Source organism: Lentzea kristufekii (assembly GCF_033949925.1).
Lineage (GTDB): Bacteria > Actinomycetota > Actinomycetes > Mycobacteriales > Pseudonocardiaceae > Lentzea > Lentzea kristufekii.
On sequence record NZ_JAXAVV010000009.1, the window covers coordinates 127853 to 144528 of the forward strand.

Annotated in this window: 7 protein-coding genes; 1 reads left to right on the forward strand and 6 read right to left on the reverse strand. The window is 70.9% G+C overall.

Annotation, left to right across the window (positions count from 1 at the left end; all coding sequences use genetic code 11):
* Nucleotides 1-30: 30 nt before the first annotated feature.
* The gene (locus SK571_RS19870) at nt 31-1167 is read right to left on the reverse strand and encodes a toxic anion resistance protein (RefSeq protein ID WP_319985577.1); all 1137 of its coding nucleotides are present in this window, start codon (nt 1165-1167) and stop codon (nt 31-33) included.
* Nucleotide 1168: 1 nt separating this feature from the next.
* On the reverse strand, nt 1169-2242 hold the full coding sequence (locus SK571_RS19875) for a hypothetical protein (protein ID WP_319985578.1): 1074 nt from the start codon (nt 2240-2242) through the stop codon (nt 1169-1171).
* Between the two features lie 171 nt (nt 2243-2413).
* Between SK571_RS19875 and SK571_RS19880 the strand changes: the two genes are divergently transcribed.
* A complete protein-coding gene (locus SK571_RS19880; RefSeq protein WP_319985579.1) occupies nt 2414-2746 on the forward strand; it encodes a YciI family protein in 333 nt (110 codons plus the stop codon).
* On the opposite strand, the gene SK571_RS19885 is transcribed toward SK571_RS19880, so the two are convergent.
* From SK571_RS19885 to SK571_RS19900, 4 genes are all read right to left on the reverse strand, one after another.
* Complete coding sequence (locus SK571_RS19885; protein WP_319985580.1) at nt 2732-3115, reverse strand: VOC family protein; 384 nt, start codon at nt 3113-3115, stop codon at nt 2732-2734. The genes SK571_RS19880 and SK571_RS19885 overlap by 15 nt on opposite strands.
* A gap of 92 nt (nt 3116-3207) precedes the next feature.
* A complete protein-coding gene (locus SK571_RS19890; RefSeq protein ID WP_319985581.1) occupies nt 3208-4164 on the reverse strand; it encodes an alpha/beta hydrolase-fold protein in 957 nt (318 codons plus the stop codon).
* Nucleotides 4161-5855: an ABC transporter ATP-binding protein gene (locus SK571_RS19895; protein ID WP_319985582.1), complete on the reverse strand. Its 1695-nt coding sequence runs from the start codon at nt 5853-5855 to the stop codon at nt 4161-4163. The genes SK571_RS19890 and SK571_RS19895 overlap by 4 nt, the downstream gene beginning before the upstream one ends.
* Nucleotides 5842-16656, reverse strand: coding sequence for a non-ribosomal peptide synthetase (locus SK571_RS19900; protein ID WP_319985583.1), 10815 nt, complete (start codon nt 16654-16656; stop codon nt 5842-5844). The genes SK571_RS19895 and SK571_RS19900 overlap by 14 nt, the downstream gene beginning before the upstream one ends.
* Between the last annotated feature and the right edge of the window lie 20 nt (nt 16657-16676).

Sequence of the window (16676 nt, forward strand, 5' to 3'; positions counted from 1 at the left end):
ATGGCTCGTGGGTGGTGCGGCTGTGGCCGGTCACGGCTGGTCCCCGGTCTCCCGCACCCGGCTCAGGTGGTCGTGGGCGCGCCGGATCTCGGTGTCCAGCGCGGAGACCGTGCTCGACATGGAGTCGGCCGCGCGGGCCTTGAACGTGTCGATCGCGTCGATCGCCGCGTAGATCTGGTCGAACGAGGTCCGCACCGCCTCGACGCCGACGGCCGGGGTCGAGGCGATGCGCTGGATCTCCTCGCCCTGCAACGACATCAGCGTCGCGTTCGAGCGCAGGATCGAGTCGGTCAGTCCGCGCACGGCGTCCACCTGGTCGATCACCTCGCGCTGGCCCGCCAGTGCCGCCGCGACCGCCACGCCGATCCGCAACGCGGTGACGGTCGTGCTGACCGCCCGTTCGATGCCCTTGATCAGCTCATCGTTGTTGCGGCGCACCACGTCCAGCGCCAGGTACCCCTGCGCGCACACGGCCAGCTGGGTCAGCAGGTCCTGATGCCGTTGCCGCAGACCGAACAGCACGTCGGCACGCAACGCCTGCGCGCGTGCGGGTTCAGCGAGGTCCAGGACCGCGACCTGCCGTTCGACGGCCTCGTCCATCTCGGCGGCCAGCGCGGCGTCCTGCGACAGCTTGGTCATCAGGTCCCACAGCCGCTGCCGCTCGCCCTTGATGGCGGCGTTGTCGCGCTTCAGCGCGTCCTGGCCGGACCTCAGCTTGAGCACGATGCGGTTGAGCGGCTCGTCGGCCGCGCGCAGCCGTGCAAGCAGACTCCGGGCCGAGTTGCCGCCGGGCAGGAAGCCGAGGATCTTGCGGCCGGTCAGCTTGCTCAGGTCCTGCGGGTCGAGCTCGCGAACGGAGCGCCGCAGCTCGGTCAGGCTCGTCGAGACCTGCGCACCGTGCGGTGACGAGACGGACGCGAGCGTGCGGTCGAGCAGACGGCCCGCGATCTGCGCCGCCAGCCGCATCTCCGCCTCGCCGAGCACCAGTGCCTCGTCGGCGATCCGGCCGAAGTCCGGTGACTGCGGGTCGACGGCACCCAGGGCCGAGACGAAGGCCTCGGCCCGTGACGACAGCTCGGCCTTGTCGCCGACGGGGATGAGCCCGGCCGCGCGGCCGACCGGCACGGGCTCGACGGGATCCGGTGGTGTCAGAACGAAGTCGGTCACGTCAGTACTGCTTCGCGATCGCCTCGAGCATCCGCTCCAGGGTTTCGTGCGCGGGCGGTTCGACCACGTCCAGGATCGTCTGCGGCACGGTCAGGCTCTTCTCCTCGACGACGTCGTTGAAGTGCTTGGGGTCAGCCGTGCGGAACCCGAACGTCGCGGCGAGCCTGCCCAGTTCGGCATCGCTCTGCAGCAACTGCCCGACCCGGTCACCGGTCTCGCGCAACGGCACGAGCGTGTGCTTGGACAGCACGGTCGGCGCCGGGTAGAGCAGCTTCATGTCCGGCCGGACCGACGAGTCGCCCCGCACCACCCGGTCCACGAACTGCGCCTCGTACGCCAGCACCAGCGGCGTCTTGCCCATCCCGGCGGACAGGTAGTCCTCGAACGGCCCCTCGGTGCTGCTCTGCGTGTATCCCTGGTCCAGGAACAGCTTCGACACCGCCGGCAACACCTTCGCCTCGGCGTCCTGCGACGACACCACCCCGCCGTTGGCGACGAACGACGTGATCGCCAGGTACATCGCCGCCGAGTTCGAGTCACGCGGATCGGTCGTCGTGACGAGCAGGTTCTTGCGCGCGGGATAGGCCGTGTTGCCCGGCAGCTGGTCCCAGCGCGTGCCCTTGGCCGCGAGATCCAGGTACGCCTGCACGTCGAACGTCTGGTAGCCAGGCCCGGCCTTGACCACACCGGCCTTCGTCAGCAGGTCGACGATCGGGTCGAACGTGGCGACCACCATCGGTGACGAGAACGGCGCGTACGTCCGCGCGGCCTTGCGATCGCGCTGGATCTTCTCGGCGGCGGGCGCCGAGGAGGGAAACGCGAAGTCGTACGAGTTCAGGTCCGCGGTCGTCGCGATCTGCCGCGACCCGGCCGGATCCACCTCGACCTTCAGGCCGTGCTTCGCGAACACGTCCTTGACCCGCTGGTCGGCGAAGAAGGCGAGCTTCTCCGAGCCGATCACACCGCGGACGGGCTGGAGCCGGCCCTGTTCGCCGGAGCCCTGCCCCAGGACGATTGCCGTCACGACCCCGACCAGCAGCACGACCGCAAGACCTATGCCGAGCGTTCTCTTCACTGTCCACCTCTACGGAAAAGCCCTGTCAGAGAACAGATCTTTCGTCACTTCGACGCCGTTTCCGGGTGGGTCGTCGCAATCGTGAGGTGAACAGTCGATGAACGGGCCGATGAGTTCCGGGCCGCGCGGGAGTCGGTACGGCTGAACAGTCCGAATCGAGGAGGTTCAGCGATGAAGTTCGTGACGATCGGCTACGGGGAGCGTGCGGACTACGACCGAACGGCAGCGGCCGTCCGAGACGAGGCACACGCGCACGACGCACGTCTGCGCGCGCAGGGAGTGGAGATGGGCATCGCCGGGGAGCCCGTGCAGGTGCGCAACCCCGGCAACACCGGCACGACCACGAAGACAGGGGCTTTTCTCAACTCCGCCCTCCCAGTCGCGGGTTTCGCGATCATCGAGGCCGATTCGGTGGAGGAGGCCGTCCGCATGGTGGCCGGAACTCCGTGCGCGGTCGCACACGGAGTCGTCGAGGTGTGGCCCCTGCAGTCAGCCCAGGGGTGACCGGTCGCCCACGGACCACTTGTGGCCGAACGGGTCCGTGAAGCCGCCCTGCCGGTGCGTGCCCCACGGCATCTCGTGACTCACGACCGCGGAGCCAGAAGCTCCCGCGGCCACAGCCCGGGCGACGACGCCGTCGGGGTCGTCGGTGAACAGCTCGACCCGGACGCTGGTGACGTCCCCGGGACTCGATTCCGCGGGGTTGGCGGGGTTGACCTGGTGGACGAAGAACGGCGAGCCGCCGATCTCCAGACCGGCCACGCCGCCGAGGTTCCACCGCTGCGTGGCGCCCAGCGCGGCCTGGTACCAGGCCACCGCCGCGTCGGCGTCCGGAACGATCAGCATCACCGAGATGACCGGGGGTGTCGGCATGCCGCCCAGCCTGCCGGGTCGGCTCGCGGATCGCTGGACGATCTACCTGTTCCGGACCGTTCAACCGGGCCGGTCCGCGGACCGGCCCCTGCTCAGCTCAGCAACCAGGCGACGTCGCGCACCAAAGCGTGCCGCCAGCCCACGCGGTCGTGCCCCGCGGGGGAGCGGTGCACCCGCACGGTCGCACCCGCCTGCGCCGCAAGCTCCTCCACCACCGAGCAGTGCCGGTGCATCCGGGGCTCGTGCTCACCGGCGTCGAACGCGACGCGCAGCCCGGACAGGTCCGGCAGCGCCCCGAGGCGCTCCGCGATCTCACCACCGGCCGGGCCGTCGAGCGACAGGCCGTGCCGCGGGAGGTCGCGCTTCCACCAGAACGACCCCGACTGGCACGCCACCTTCGTCACCAGCGAGGGGAAGTCCAGCGCCGCCCGGAACGCGCTGAGCCCGCCCAGGCTCTGCCCGGCCACCACGAACCGCGACAGGTCCACCGTCACGCCGTTCGAGGCGAGCAACGGCAGCAGCTCGTCGCGGATCGCCTGCCACAGCTCGGGTGAGTTGTACTCGGCATCGCGATCACGGGGCGTGGGAAGGAAAACCAGCGTGGCGGGCGGCATCTCGCCGTTCTTCACCGCCGACTCGAACGCCGCGACGGCGGGGTGCACGTACATCCAGTCGTCGCCGTCGAGCAGCAGCACGACCGGCTCGCCGCCCTGGTGCACGCGCACCGTCTTGCGCCCCAACGCGCCGTTCCACCGGATGCGCAGCGACGGCACGTCCAGCACCTCGTCCGGTCCGACGACGGGCCAGTGCGGCTGCGGCTCCAGGTCCGGCGTGGTGAAGATCGACCGGTTCGGGCCCGCCCCGGCGGGATTCGACGGGTCGGCGTGCTCCTCGCCCTCCGAGAAGAAGTGGTAGGTCACGCGCAGCCGGGCCGGCATCTCGACCTCGGCGGCCCAGAGGTCGCCTCCCTCCTGCGTCAGCTCGACCGGGTCCAGCACGCTCTCGAACCGCACGGAGGCCGGGCCTCCACGCCACTCGAACCTCGTCATCGGGCCACCGCCAGCTGGTAGGAGGAGTCACGGCCGAGCAGTTCGCGGTGCGTGCCTTCGGACGCGACCGTGCCGCCGTCCAGCACGATCACCCGGTCGGCCACGTCGAGCAGCGCCGGGCTGCTCGTGATCACGATCGTCGTCCGGCCGCGGCGCAGCTCGGTCACGTTGCGGGCGATGAGCTGCTCGGTCACCGCGTCGACGGCCGTCGTCGGGTCGTGCAGCACCAGGATCTCCGGGTTCGCGGCCAACGCCCGCGCGAGCGACAACCGTTGCCGCTGCCCGCCGGACAGGTTCGCGCCCCGGTCGCGCACGGCGTAGTCGAGGCCGTCGGAGTGCAGGGCGACGACGTCGGTCAGCATCGCGGCGGACACCGCCTCGTCCACCAGCGTGCTGGTGCCGGCCGGATCGACGTTCTCCCGCAACGTTCCCGCGAACACCTCGTGGTGCGAGGGGTTGACCAGCAGGTGGGTGCGCACGCTCTCGATCGTCAGCGACGCGACCTCCTGCTTGCCCACCCGGACCACACCCGAGTACGAAGCCGGAGGTACCTCGACGGCCAGCACGGCGGCCAGCTCGGCGGCGGCCTGCGGCTGGTACGCGGCGATGGCCACGAACTCGCCGGGCTGCACGGAGAACGTCAAGTCCCGCAACGTTCCGTGCGTGACACCGGAGACTTCGAGCCCGGTCTCCGCAACGACGACCTCCTCGACACCGGGGGTCATCCGCGGGGGCGCGGCCAGGACCAGCGCCATCCGTTCGGCCGAGGCCCGCGCCATCATCACGTACTTGGGCATCTCCGAGAACAGCTTCAGCGGCTCGATCAGGAACTGCGCCAGCCCGACCGCCATCACCAGCTGGCCGATGGTGATCTCACCCTGGAACGTCAGCAGGCCCGCCCACAACGTCACCGCCGCCGCCAGCAACGAGTTCAGCGCCAGGGCCGTCCCGGCGTAGACGCCGTTGACCCGCGCCACGACGATCGACTGCTGCTTCGCCTCGGTGCTGACCCGGCGGTAGGCCTGGAAGGCCGCGTAGCTGCCGCCGAACCCGTGCAGTGGCCGCAGTCCGGCGATCAGGTCGGACACCTTCGCCCCGGCCCGCGCCACCTTCGCCTGCTGCACCTGGGTGTTGCTGCCGATCCGCCGTGACATCACGCTGAGCACGCTCAGGATCGCCGCCGTGCCGACGAACACCAGCATGCCCAGCGGCACGCTGATCACCACCAGCACGACACCCGTGATGACCACCGACACCAGCGAGCTGACCAGCAGCGGCACCACCTCGATGATGTCCGCGGTCTGGTCGGCGTCCTCGGTGGCGATGGTGAGCACCTCGCCGGACTTCAGGTCGACCTCGCGCGCCACCGGCTGCAGGCCGCGGTCCGCGACCTCGACCCGCCACCAGTGTGCCTCGGTCGTGTTCGCCTTCTGCAGGATCCGCATGCCGAACCGCCACGAGTACGACACCGTGGCCATCACGAGACCGAGCGCGAGCAGCGCCAGCCCGAGCGAGCTGAGCCGCCCTCCGCGCAGCGCGTACTCGACGATCACGCCGAGCAGGATGGGCACGGCGGTCTCGGCGGCCTGGTAGGACCCCATCAGGAGGGTCCCGGACGTCATGGCGCCTCGGTTGCGGCGCAAGGCGATCCGCAGGATCTCCTTGCCGGTGCGTACTTCAGTGTTCGTCAACGTGGCGCGCAATCGCTTCGGGGGTGGAGAGGGACAGCAGGTCGCGGATCGTGACGACGGGACCGAACTCGCGGCGGAGCAGTCCGATGAGCCGCACCGCGAGCATCGAGTGCCCGCCCAGGTCGGTGAAGCCGCTCGCCATGCCCACCTCGTCCTCGTCGAGATCGAGCGCCTCCGCGAACATCTCGCGGACGAGCGTCTCGGTCTCGGTCAGTTCCCGATCCTCGGTCCTGGTCATCAGCGTGCCGAGCGGACGGGCATCGGGCAAGGCCGACGTGTCCGCCTTGCCGTTGACCGTGAGCGGGATCGCGTCCACGGCGGCGTAGTGCGACGGACGCAGGTAGTCCGGCAGGCCGGTCCCGACCTCCGCCGCGATCGACGGGATGTCCGCACCCTCGGCCAGGACCAGGTAGGCCGCGAGCCGGTACGCGCCGTCGACCTGCGGGTCGGCCTGCGCGACGGCCGCGACGAACCGGACGCCCCGATGTGCCGCGAACCGCGCCTCGACCTCGCCCAGCTCGACGCGGTGGCCGCGGATCTTGACCTGCTTGTCCGTGCGGCCCAGGTAGAGCAGGTTGCCGTCCGGGCGCCGGATCACCAGGTCACCGGTCCGGTACATCCGCTCACCGGGCACCCACGGGCACGCCACGAACCGTTCGGCGGACTGCCCCGGCTGCCCGAGGTAGCCGCGCGCGATGCCCACGCCCGACACGTAGAGCTCACCGGGGACGCCGTCCGGCACGTGCCGCAGCCACGGGTCGAGGACGTAGACGTCGGTGTTGTCGATCGCCACACCGACCACCGGGTCGACGCAGTCGAACGTGCCGACGCCCAGCGTGTTGATCGTGTACTCCGTCGGCCCGTAGAGGTTGTAGCCGATGGTGCCCGGAGTGTCCGCGAGCTGCTGCCACAGCGTCGGCGTGACCGCCTCACCGCCCAGCAGCACCAGCGCCGGCTTGTGCTCGGCGCCCAGCAGCCCTTCGGCCACCAGCTGCTGCGCGTAGGTCGGCGTCACGTTGATGACGTCGATCTCGTGCCGCAGGCAGTACTCGACCAGCCCGGTCGCGTCCCGGCGCAGCTCCTCGTCGCAGATGTGCACCTCGTGGCCGTCGGCGAGCCAGAGCAGCTCCTCCCACGACATGTCGAAGGCGAACGACACGGTGTGCGCGATCCGGAACGTCCGGTGCCCGTGCTCGGCCAGCACCGGCTCGAAGATCCGCCGCTGGTGGTTGACCAGCATGTTGGTCAGGCCGGCGTACTCGGTCACGACGCCCTTGGGCTTGCCGGTCGAGCCGGAGGTGTAGATCGTGTAGGCCGCGTGCTTGAGCCGGTGGGGGGCATCGGCCGCGAACGTGATCACCGGTTCGGCGTCCGGCCAAGGCTCGTCCAGCTTGAACGTGGTGCCCTGGATCCTCGGTGCCACCGCGCTCGTCGTGATGATCAACGAGGGTCGCGCGTCGTCGATGATCGCGGCGATCCGCTCGTCCGGGTGGTCGAGCTCCAGCGGCACGTACGCCGCGCCGCAGCGCAGGATGCCGAACAGCGCGACGACCCAGTCCAGCGACCGCGGCACCGCGATGGCGACCGACGTCTCGACGCCGATCCCCTTGCCGGACAACACCCCGGCCAGGTGCCGGCTCCGGTCGCGCAGTTCCGCGAACGTCATCGTCCTGCCGTGCGCCACGAGCGCGACTCGATCGGGGTTGCGGTCGGCCGCCTGGTCGAACAGGTCGACCACGGTGAGGTTGCCGAAGTCGTTGGCGGGGTTGAGCTCCGGCGTGACCACCGAGCCGCCGACCGCGCCGAGCAGGCCGTCGGCGCGGGTGAGCTCGTCGAGCACCCGCAGGTACCCGTCGAACAACCGTTGCGCGAAAGCGGGATCGGTGACGTCCGGCCGGTACTCGACTTTGACCGTCAGCTCCTCGCCCGGCGTGACGACCCACGTGAACGGGTAGTGCGTCGAGTCCTCGGCCTCGTGGGCGGTGATCCCGTTCTTGGAGTTGAACTCGGTGAACGTGTCGTCGTCCAGGAAGTTCTGCAGCACGAACAGGCTGTCGAACAGCTCGTCGTGGCCGCTCGCGCGCTGGATCTCGCCGAGCCCGAAGTGCTCGTGCTCCATCGTCGCGACCCGCGAGGCCTGGACGGACGCCAGGAACTCGCCCACGGTGTTGTGCGGCTGCGCGGTCACCCGCATCGGCACGGTGTTCAGCAGGACGCCGACGATGCCTTCGGTGCCCTCCTGCTCACGTCCGGACACCGTCACGCCGAACACCGCGTCGCCGCGACCGGTCTCCCGGCCGAGCGCCAGCCCGAGCGCACCGGTGACCACCGAGTTCACCGTCACGCCGTACCGGCGCGCGGCCTCCCGCACCCGGTTGGACGCCTCGACCGGCAGGGTCCGCACGATCTTCGTCGGCAAGGAGTCCGAAGTGGACCCTCCGCCGAGGAGTGTCGGGCCGGGTAGGCCGGCGAGGTAGCCGGCCCAGAACCGTTGCGCCGCCTCGGCGTCCTTCTCGGCCAGCGCACGCGTGTAGCTCTCGAAGCTCGGCGTCGCGGGCGTCGAGTCGACGGGCTCACCCGCCAGGAACGCGCGGTAGGCGTCGAACAGGTCGTCCAGCACGATCGCGCGCGACCAGCCGTCCCACAGCAGCAGGTGGTTGGTGAACAGCAGCGTGTCGCGACCGTTCGGCAGCCGCAGGACGGTCAGCCGCACCAGGGGCGGTGACGTCAGGTCGAAGCCCGTGGCGCGGTCCTCGACGCGCAACGCCTCGACGGCGTCGGAGTTCAGCACGTCGACGGTCCGCACCGGCACCGGGCCGCTGGCGCCCAGCACCTGCACCGGTGTGCCGTTCTCGTCGGACTCGAAGCCCGCGCCGACGACCGGGTGCTTCGCGATGACGTGTGCGAGCGCCCTGCCGAGCGCGTCGGGGTCGAGGCGCCGGTCGAACGCGAAGAAGCTCTGCGCCACGTACTGACCGGACTTCCCGGCCAGCTCCGCCTGGAAGTACAGGCCGCGCTGCAGCGGCGAGACCGGGGCGGTGTGCCGCACGTTCACCGAGGCGTCCGCGATCCGTTCCAGCGCCATCAGCCACCGCGCCGCGATCTCGTCCGACACGTCCTCGGTCAGGCCGAACGTGGCGCGCAGCGAGCCGGTGGTGTCGACCCAGCAGTTGACCTCGACCGCGTACGGGCTCGGCCGGTTCTCGGGATCGACGTGCAGTGCCTGCGACTCGCTGCCGCGGCCGAGGTAGTTGAACAGCACCTGGGGCTTGGGCAGCGCGGCCAGCACGGGTGCCGTCTGCGGGTTCAGGTGGCGCAGCTGACCGAACCCGACGTGCGCGACCTCGTCCGGCTGCCGCTCGACGACCTCCCGCGCCGCCGCGACCGGATCGGTGGCGGGGCTGAGCCTCACGGGCGCGACCGCGGTGAACCAGCCGACCGTGCGGGTGTAGTCGTGGTGCTCGGCGGCGGGGACGCGGCCGTGCCGTTCGAGGTCGATCACCAGGTCCGTCGGCGTGCTCTGGATCTCGGTGAGTGCGGTCCGCAGCGCGCCGCACAGCAGTTCGGTCAGGCCGATGCCGAGCGCGTTCGGTGCGGTCCGCACGACGTGGCCGGTGATGTCGGCGGCCAGCGTGACGGTGACCTCGCGCCGTTCACCGAGCTGCGGCGTGAGCACCGAGGCGTCGAGCGCCTCGATCCACCGGCGCAGGTCGCCACCGGACTGGGCGTTCAGCGTCAGCGCCGCGGCGTACGAGGCGAACGACGTCGTCACCGGCGCCGGCTCGTTCCCCCGCATCGCGACCGCGAGGTCTTCGAGCAGGATCATCCAGGACACGGCGTCCACCGCGAGGTGGTGCACCACGACGACCAGCTTGCGGCTGTTCTCCAGCCACGTGAACGCCGCCATGACACCGGCCTCGGGGTCCAGCCTGCCCGCGGCCTCCTCGGCGGCCTCCTGAGGGTCGTCCGCCGACACCACGACGTCGACCTCGGCCGCCGGTTCGGTCCGCAGCGACCACACGCCCTGGTCGGTGTTGAGGCGCAGCCGCAACGCGGGATGCGTTGCCACGACGGCGTTCGCGGCGCGCCGGGCGTCCGGTAGGCTCGCGCACTCCAGCTGCCTGGCCTGCGCGAAGAGGTCGAGCGACCCGCCGAGCTCCCGCAGCCGCAACACGATCGGCGTCGGCACGACCGGACCGTCGGAGGGCTCCTCCACGGCCGGGGCCCTCTGCTCCACGGGCTGCGCGGCGAACTTCTCCGCAAGCGCTCGCGGGGTCTTGTGCAGGAACATGTCGCGGGGCGAGAACGTCACCCCGAGCGCCCGCGCCCGGTTCACCACGCCGATCGCCACGATGCTGTCGCCGCCCGCCACGAAGTAGTCGGTGTCGGCGTCCACATCGGACTCAGGCAGGGCGTCGCGGAAGATCCCGACCAGCGCGTCGAGCACGGAGGTGTTCGCCGCTGCGACCGGCGCGACGACCGGTGCTTCGTCCTGGCGGGCGCGTTCCTCCAGCGCGGCGCGGTCCAGCTTGCCGTTGACCGTCATCGGCAGCTTGTCCAGCGGGATGACCCGCTGCGGCACCATGTGCTGGGGCAGCTTCGCGGCGAGCACCGTCGTGATGTCGGCGGGCGGGGTGCCCACGACGTGCGCGACGAGGTGGTCGGCGGTGTCCGCCACCGTCACGGCCACGTCGACCACGCCCGCGACCTCGCGGACGACGGCCTCGATCTCGCCCAGTTCGACGCGGAACCCGCGCAGCTGCACCTGGCCGTCGGCGCGGCCGAGGAACTCGATCTCGTCGTCGAGGTTCCACTTCGCCAGGTCACCGGTGTGGTACATCCGGGATCCGTCGCCCGCGAACGGGTCGGCGACGAACCGGCTCGCCGAGAGCTCCGGCCGGTCGAAGTAGCCGTCCGCGAGCTGCGGGCCGGCGAGGTAGAGCGAGCCGACGACACCCGGCCCGACCGGCTGCAGCCGGTCGTCGAGCACGTAGGCACGCTGGCCGGGCACGGACGGGCCGATCGGGGCGCCTTCGGCACGGCCGGGTTCGTAGTCGTGGTCGTCGAGCACGTGCCGCGTGGTGTACACAGTGGACTCGGTCGGGCCGTAGCAGTTCATCAGTGCCGGGCGCTGGGTGCCGTACCGCGCCGCCCAGTCGCGCATCCGGCCGGGCTCCAGCACCTCCCCGCCGATGATGACCCGGCGCACGGACGTGATCGGCTCGCTGTGCCTGTCCGCCTCGATGAGCTGGTAGAACGACGACGGCGTCTTGATCAGGAAGGTGACGCCGCGCTCGCGCACCAGCCGGTGGAAGTCGACCGGCGAGCGGGTCAGAGCGCGGTCGGGCACCACCAGTTCGGCGCCGTTGGTCAGCGAGCCCCACAGCTCCAGCACCGACGGGTCGAACGAGAACGAGTGGAACTGCGTGATCACGTCGTCCGGCCCGAACTCCACGTCCGGCTGGATGTTCGCGAGGAACGTCACCACGCTGCGGTGCGACACCACGACGCCCTTGGGTTTGCCGGTCGACCCGGACGTGTAGATCACGTACGCCGGGTGCCGCCAGGTCGCCGGGGTGATCACGCCGGCGCCGGGCACCTCGTCGCCGATCGCGAGCACCCGTGCGGCGCTGCCGGTCCTGGCGACGATCGCGGCGAAGCGGTCGCGCTGTTCCGGGGCGATGAGCACGACCTGCGGCGCGGTGTCGGAGATCAGGTACTCGAGCCGGTCGTCCGGGTACGCCTCGTCCAGCGGCACGTACGCGCCACCGGCGGACACGACCGCGATGAGCGAGACGACCTGCTCCAGCGAACGGGGCACGGCGACGACGACGCGCTGGTGCGGCCCGACCCCGACGTTCGCGAGCGTGCGCGCCAGCCGGGTCTTCGCCTCGGCCAGTTCGCTGTAGGACAGGCTTTCCGAGCTGCCGTCGAGCCGGCACAGCGTCACCGCTCGTGCTTCGGGTGCGCGGTCTGCGGCGGCGTCGAACAGTTCGGCCAGCGTGGCCTGCTCGACGGCGGCGGGTTCGATGCTCTGCCGCGCGGGACTGATCTCGCCGGCCAGCAGCGCGGTGAGGGTGTCGGCGAAGGTCCGCACGATCCGGCGGGCACCCGCCGGGCGGACGACCGCGCTGTCGTGCACCAGGTTGAACCGCAGCGAGCCGTCGTGCCGGCGTTCGACCACCAGGGTCAGCGGGTAGTGCGGCGCGCCCTCGCCGACGACGTCCGCGATGCCGAACGAGTCGCTGCGCAACGAGGTCACGTCGGTCGCGACGTCGAACACCACGAGCGTGTCGAAGAGCGAACCGGCGCCGGCGAGCCGGCCGATCCTGGTCAGCGACACGTGCTGGTGCGGCAGCACGGCGGTCTGGTGCTCGCGCATCGCGTCCAGCAGCTCGCGGGCGGTCGTGTCGCCGGACCACCTGGCGCGCACGGGAATGGTGTTGATGAACAGGCCGACGAGCTCGTCGATGCCGGGCACGTCGGCGTCGCGACCCGACACCGTCGAGCCGAACACGACGTCCTGGCTGCCCAGGATCCCGCCGAGCGTCAAGGCCCACGCGCTGTGCACGGCGATGCTGAGCGACACCCCGGCCGCCCGCACCCTTTCGTCCACATCGGACGGTGCGTCCAGGTGCATGTCGGCGAACCGCTCGGACGGCGAGTGGTCCGGCACCGTGATCGACGGTCCGGTCAGGCCCTCCAGTTCGTGCGACCAGACGCGGTCGCTCTCCTCGGCGTCGCTCTCGACGAGCCACCGCACGTAGTCGGAGTAGCTGCCGCGCACGTGCACCGACCCCGGCGTGTCGTACTCGGCCAGCAATGCGCGCAGCATCGGCGGCACCGACCAGCCGTCCGCGATGATGTGGTGCACGGTCTGGATCAGGACGTACCGCTGCGGCGCGGTGAGCACCAGCGTGAAGCGCATCAGCGGACCGGTGGCGAGGTCGAACCCGGCGAAGCGGTCGCGTTCGGCGAGCTCGGCGATCTCCTCGTCTGACATGCCCTGGCCGTTCACCGTGGTGAACACCGGTCGCACACCCGACTCCAGCACCGACACGACCCTGCCGTCGGCGAGGCTCGCGAACCGCGCGGCCAGGTTCGGGAACAGCTCGAACACCCGCGCCGCCGCCTCTTCGAGCCGCTTGGCGTCGACGGCGCCGGTCAGCGTCAGCAGCTGCTGCTCGACGTACCGGTGCGCGGAGTCGTCGTCGAAGACGGAGTGGAAGTACAGGCCTTCCTGCAACGGCGTCAGCGGCAGGATCTCGCGCAACGCCGGGGAGTCCAGGGCGTCGACGTCGGCCTGGGTGAGCGGCAGCAACGGGAAGTCGCTGGGGGAGTGGCCACCGGTGGTGAGCTCCGCCAGACCTTCCAGCGCGGCGACGAAGTACTCGCCGATCCTGGCGATGTCGGCGTCGGTGAAGACCCCGGACGGCCACGAGAGGACGGTGACCAGTTCCAGTTCGCCGTCGGCACCGGGTTCGGCGGAGGCGTTGAACTCCAGGGCGCGCGGCAGCCGCATCGCCGGGTCGCGCTTCTCACCGAGCTGGCCGGCGTTCTCCGCGAGCTGCCAGTCCCCGTTCGCGCCACCGGCGAACCGGCCGAGGTAGTTGAACAGCACCTGCGGGCGCGACGCGTCGAACCGTTCGCCGCCCAGGTACTTCAGAGCGCCGTAGGAGACGCCGTTGCTCGGCACCCGAGCGAGGTCCTCCTTGACACGCTTCAGAGCCGCGCCGAGGTCGTCGACGTCGACCGGGTCGACCACCACCGGGAACAACGTCGTGAACCAGCCGACCGTGCGCGACAGGTCGGGGTCGCGCGGCACGAACCGGCCTTCGCGGCCGTGGCCCTCCAGCTCGACGTGCGCGAACGTCTGGTCCTGACCGTTGTCGCGCCGCCACCGGGCCAGCGCGACCGCGAGACCGGTCAGCAGCACGTCGTTGACTCCTGCGTGGAACAACGCCGGCACGTCGCTGAGCAACGCCGCGGTGGCCCGGGAACCGACCGTCACGGTGCGGACCTGCTCACCCGCGACGACGTCGTCGCCGGTCAGCTCACGCCGGCCGAGCAGCTGGTCCACGCCCGGCAGCGCGCGCTCGTAGTACGCGCGGTCGGCCGAGAACGACGCCTGCTCCAGCAACTGGGTCCAGCGCCGGAACGACGTGTCGACGGGGCGCAGCTCCACGGCCGCACCGGAGGAGACCTGCTGCCACGCCAGCGCGAGGTCGTCGAACAGGATGCGCCACGAGACACCGTCGATCACCACGTGGTGGATCACGAGCACGAGCTGACGCGCCCGCGGCCGCCACACCGCGCGCAGCATGACGCCCGCGTCCGGGTCCAGCGCCTCGGTGGCCGCCGCGACGCACTCCTCCAGCGGAGCATCGCTCTGCTCCCAGAGGGCGTGTCCGTCGGCCGGGATGTCGAACGACCAGCGCTCACCCCGGACGAGCCTGGCGCGCAACATGTCGTGCCGCGCGACCACCGCGTCGAGGATCCGGGTCAGCGCGTCGGCGGTCAGCTCCGCCGGGGTGTTGAGCACGACCGACTGCACGAAGCCGTCGATCGCGTCCGTGGTCTCGCCGAGCCACTGCACGATCGGCAGACCCGCCACCGGGCCGGTCGGCACGTCGTCGTGGTCGACCGCCGAAGCACCGTCACGGGACGCGACTGCGGCGAGCGCGCGCGGGGTGCGGTTGACGAAGATCTGGGTGGCGGTGACGAACACGCCTTCCGCCCGCAACGCGCTGAGCAACGAGATCGCGAGGATGCTGTCGCCGCCCAGCTCGAAGAAGTCCTGGTCCGCGCCGACCTGCTCGACCCGCAGCACCGAGGCGACGGCCGCGCAGATCACGGCCTCGTCGTCGTTGGCGGCGGCGGTCACCGGACCGGTCTCCACCACGGGCTCGGGCAGCGCGCGGCGGTCGAGCTTCCCGTTGGGGGTCAACGGGAACTCGTTCATCACCACGACGTGCGCGGGCACCATGTACTCGACGAGGTGCTCGGTCGCCCACTGCTTCACGGCGTCCGGAGTCAGGCTCTCGTCCGACGGCACGACGTACCCGACGAGGTAGTTGCCGCCGGCGGAGTTCTTGCGCACCACGACACAGGTGTGGCGGACCCCGGGGTGCTCGGCGAGCGCGACCTCGACGTCCTCCAGCTCCAGCCGCATGCCGCGGATCTTGACCTGGTTGTCGACGCGGCCGAGGAAGTCGAGCGACCCGTCCGGTGCGAACCGCGCCAGGTCACCGGTCCGGTAGAGGCGCGAACCGTCGGCGGCGAACGGGTTCGCGACGAACCGCGACGCTGTGAGGGCCGGAGCGTTCACATAGCCGCGCCCCAGCAGGAATCCGCCGATGTACAGCTCACCGCCGACGCCGACCGGGCACGGCCGCAGCTCGTCGTCCAGCACGTACAGGTCGGTGTTGGGGTTGGCCTTGCCGATCGACGTCGACAGCCGCTCGGCCTCGCCGCGGTAGATCACGTGCGAGACGCCGATCGTGGCCTCGGCCGGGCCGTAACCGTGGTACATCGGGATGTCGAGCTGTGTGCGGAACCGCTCGTACAGCTCGGGAGTGAGCACCTCGCCGCCGCACCACACGTGCCGCAGACTGGCGAGCTCACCGTCGCCCGCGATGTTCAGCAGCACGTCCAGCATCGACGACACCAGGTACACGAACGTCACGCGGTGCCGGGCGATGGTCGCCAGCAGGTGGTGCGGGTCGCGTTCGCCACCGGACCGCACGACGACGGTCCGGCCGCCGCACACCAGCGGCAGGAAGATCTCGTTGACGGAGATGTCGAACGACAGCGGCGCCTTGAACAGCGACGCGTCGGAGTGTCCGAAGTGGAGGATCTGGTCGACCTGCCACAGCAGGCGTTCGCTGATCGCCTCGTGCCGGATCATCGCGCCCTTGGGGCGGCCGGTCGAGCCGGACGTGAACATCACGTACGCCAGCTGTGCGCCGCGGATCGTGACGTCGGTGGGCTCGGCGGAGTGCTCGCCGAACCCCCAGTCGTCCAGGTCGACCGCGACGGACTCGGGCTCGTTCTCCTGACCGGCGCCCAGAAGCAGGACGACCTGCGCGTCGGTGATCACGGACTCGCGGCGGGACGCCGGCCACTGCGGGTCGAGCGGGACGAACGCGGCCCCAGCCTGCAGCACGGCGAGGAGGCTGATCACCATCTCGGCCGAGCGGGGCAGCGAGATGGCGACGACCTGTTCGGTGGTGACACCCCGGGCGATCAGGTGGCGGGCGAGCTGGTTGGACCGGGCCATCGCCTCGCCGTAGGTGACCGCGCGGTCGCCGTCGTTGATCGCGACGGCGTCCGGGCGCTGCCGGGCCTGCGCCCGGAACAGCTCGACGATGCTCGGCCGGTCGCGCGGGAACTCGTTGTCGTTCCAGCGGGCCAGGTCCGCGAGCCGGTCGTCGATCGTCTGGGAGGTCAGCGTGCCGATGGCGCGGTTGGGGAACTCGGCCAGGTCGTCCAGCACCCGTTGCGCCGCAGCCGGGTCGACGCCGTCCGGCACGGGGATCGCCCAGCCGTCGGGGCGTTCGGTGACATCGACGTTCTGGCCCTTGTCGGCCCACACGAGCACGTCGCTGAACAACGTCGCGGGGGTGAGCTCGAACCCGTCGACCGCGAAACCGGGGGTGGCCCAGTGGTGCAGGGCGACGGCACTCGCGACGGCGATGGTCCGCTGGGGGTACTCGCCGGCACGGCGCCGGACGGAGGCGATCCGGGCGGTCGAAAGAAGTACGTCGTGCTCGGCCATCTGTTCCATCGACGACTCAGCCATCCCTTCACGATCGGTGAAGG

Excerpts from the sequence above, each read along its gene's own strand:
- SK571_RS19880 (WP_319985579.1), top strand. The coding sequence starts at position 2,414 with ATGAAGTTCGTGACGATCGGCTACGGGGAGCGTGCGGACTACGACCGA.
- SK571_RS19885 (WP_319985580.1), bottom strand. The coding sequence starts at position 3,115 with ATGCCGACACCCCCGGTCATCTCGGTGATGCTGATCGTTCCGGACGCC.
- SK571_RS19890 (WP_319985581.1), bottom strand. The coding sequence starts at position 4,164 with ATGACGAGGTTCGAGTGGCGTGGAGGCCCGGCCTCCGTGCGGTTCGAG.
- SK571_RS19900 (WP_319985583.1), bottom strand. The coding sequence starts at position 16,656 with ATGGCTGAGTCGTCGATGGAACAGATGGCCGAGCACGACGTACTTCTT.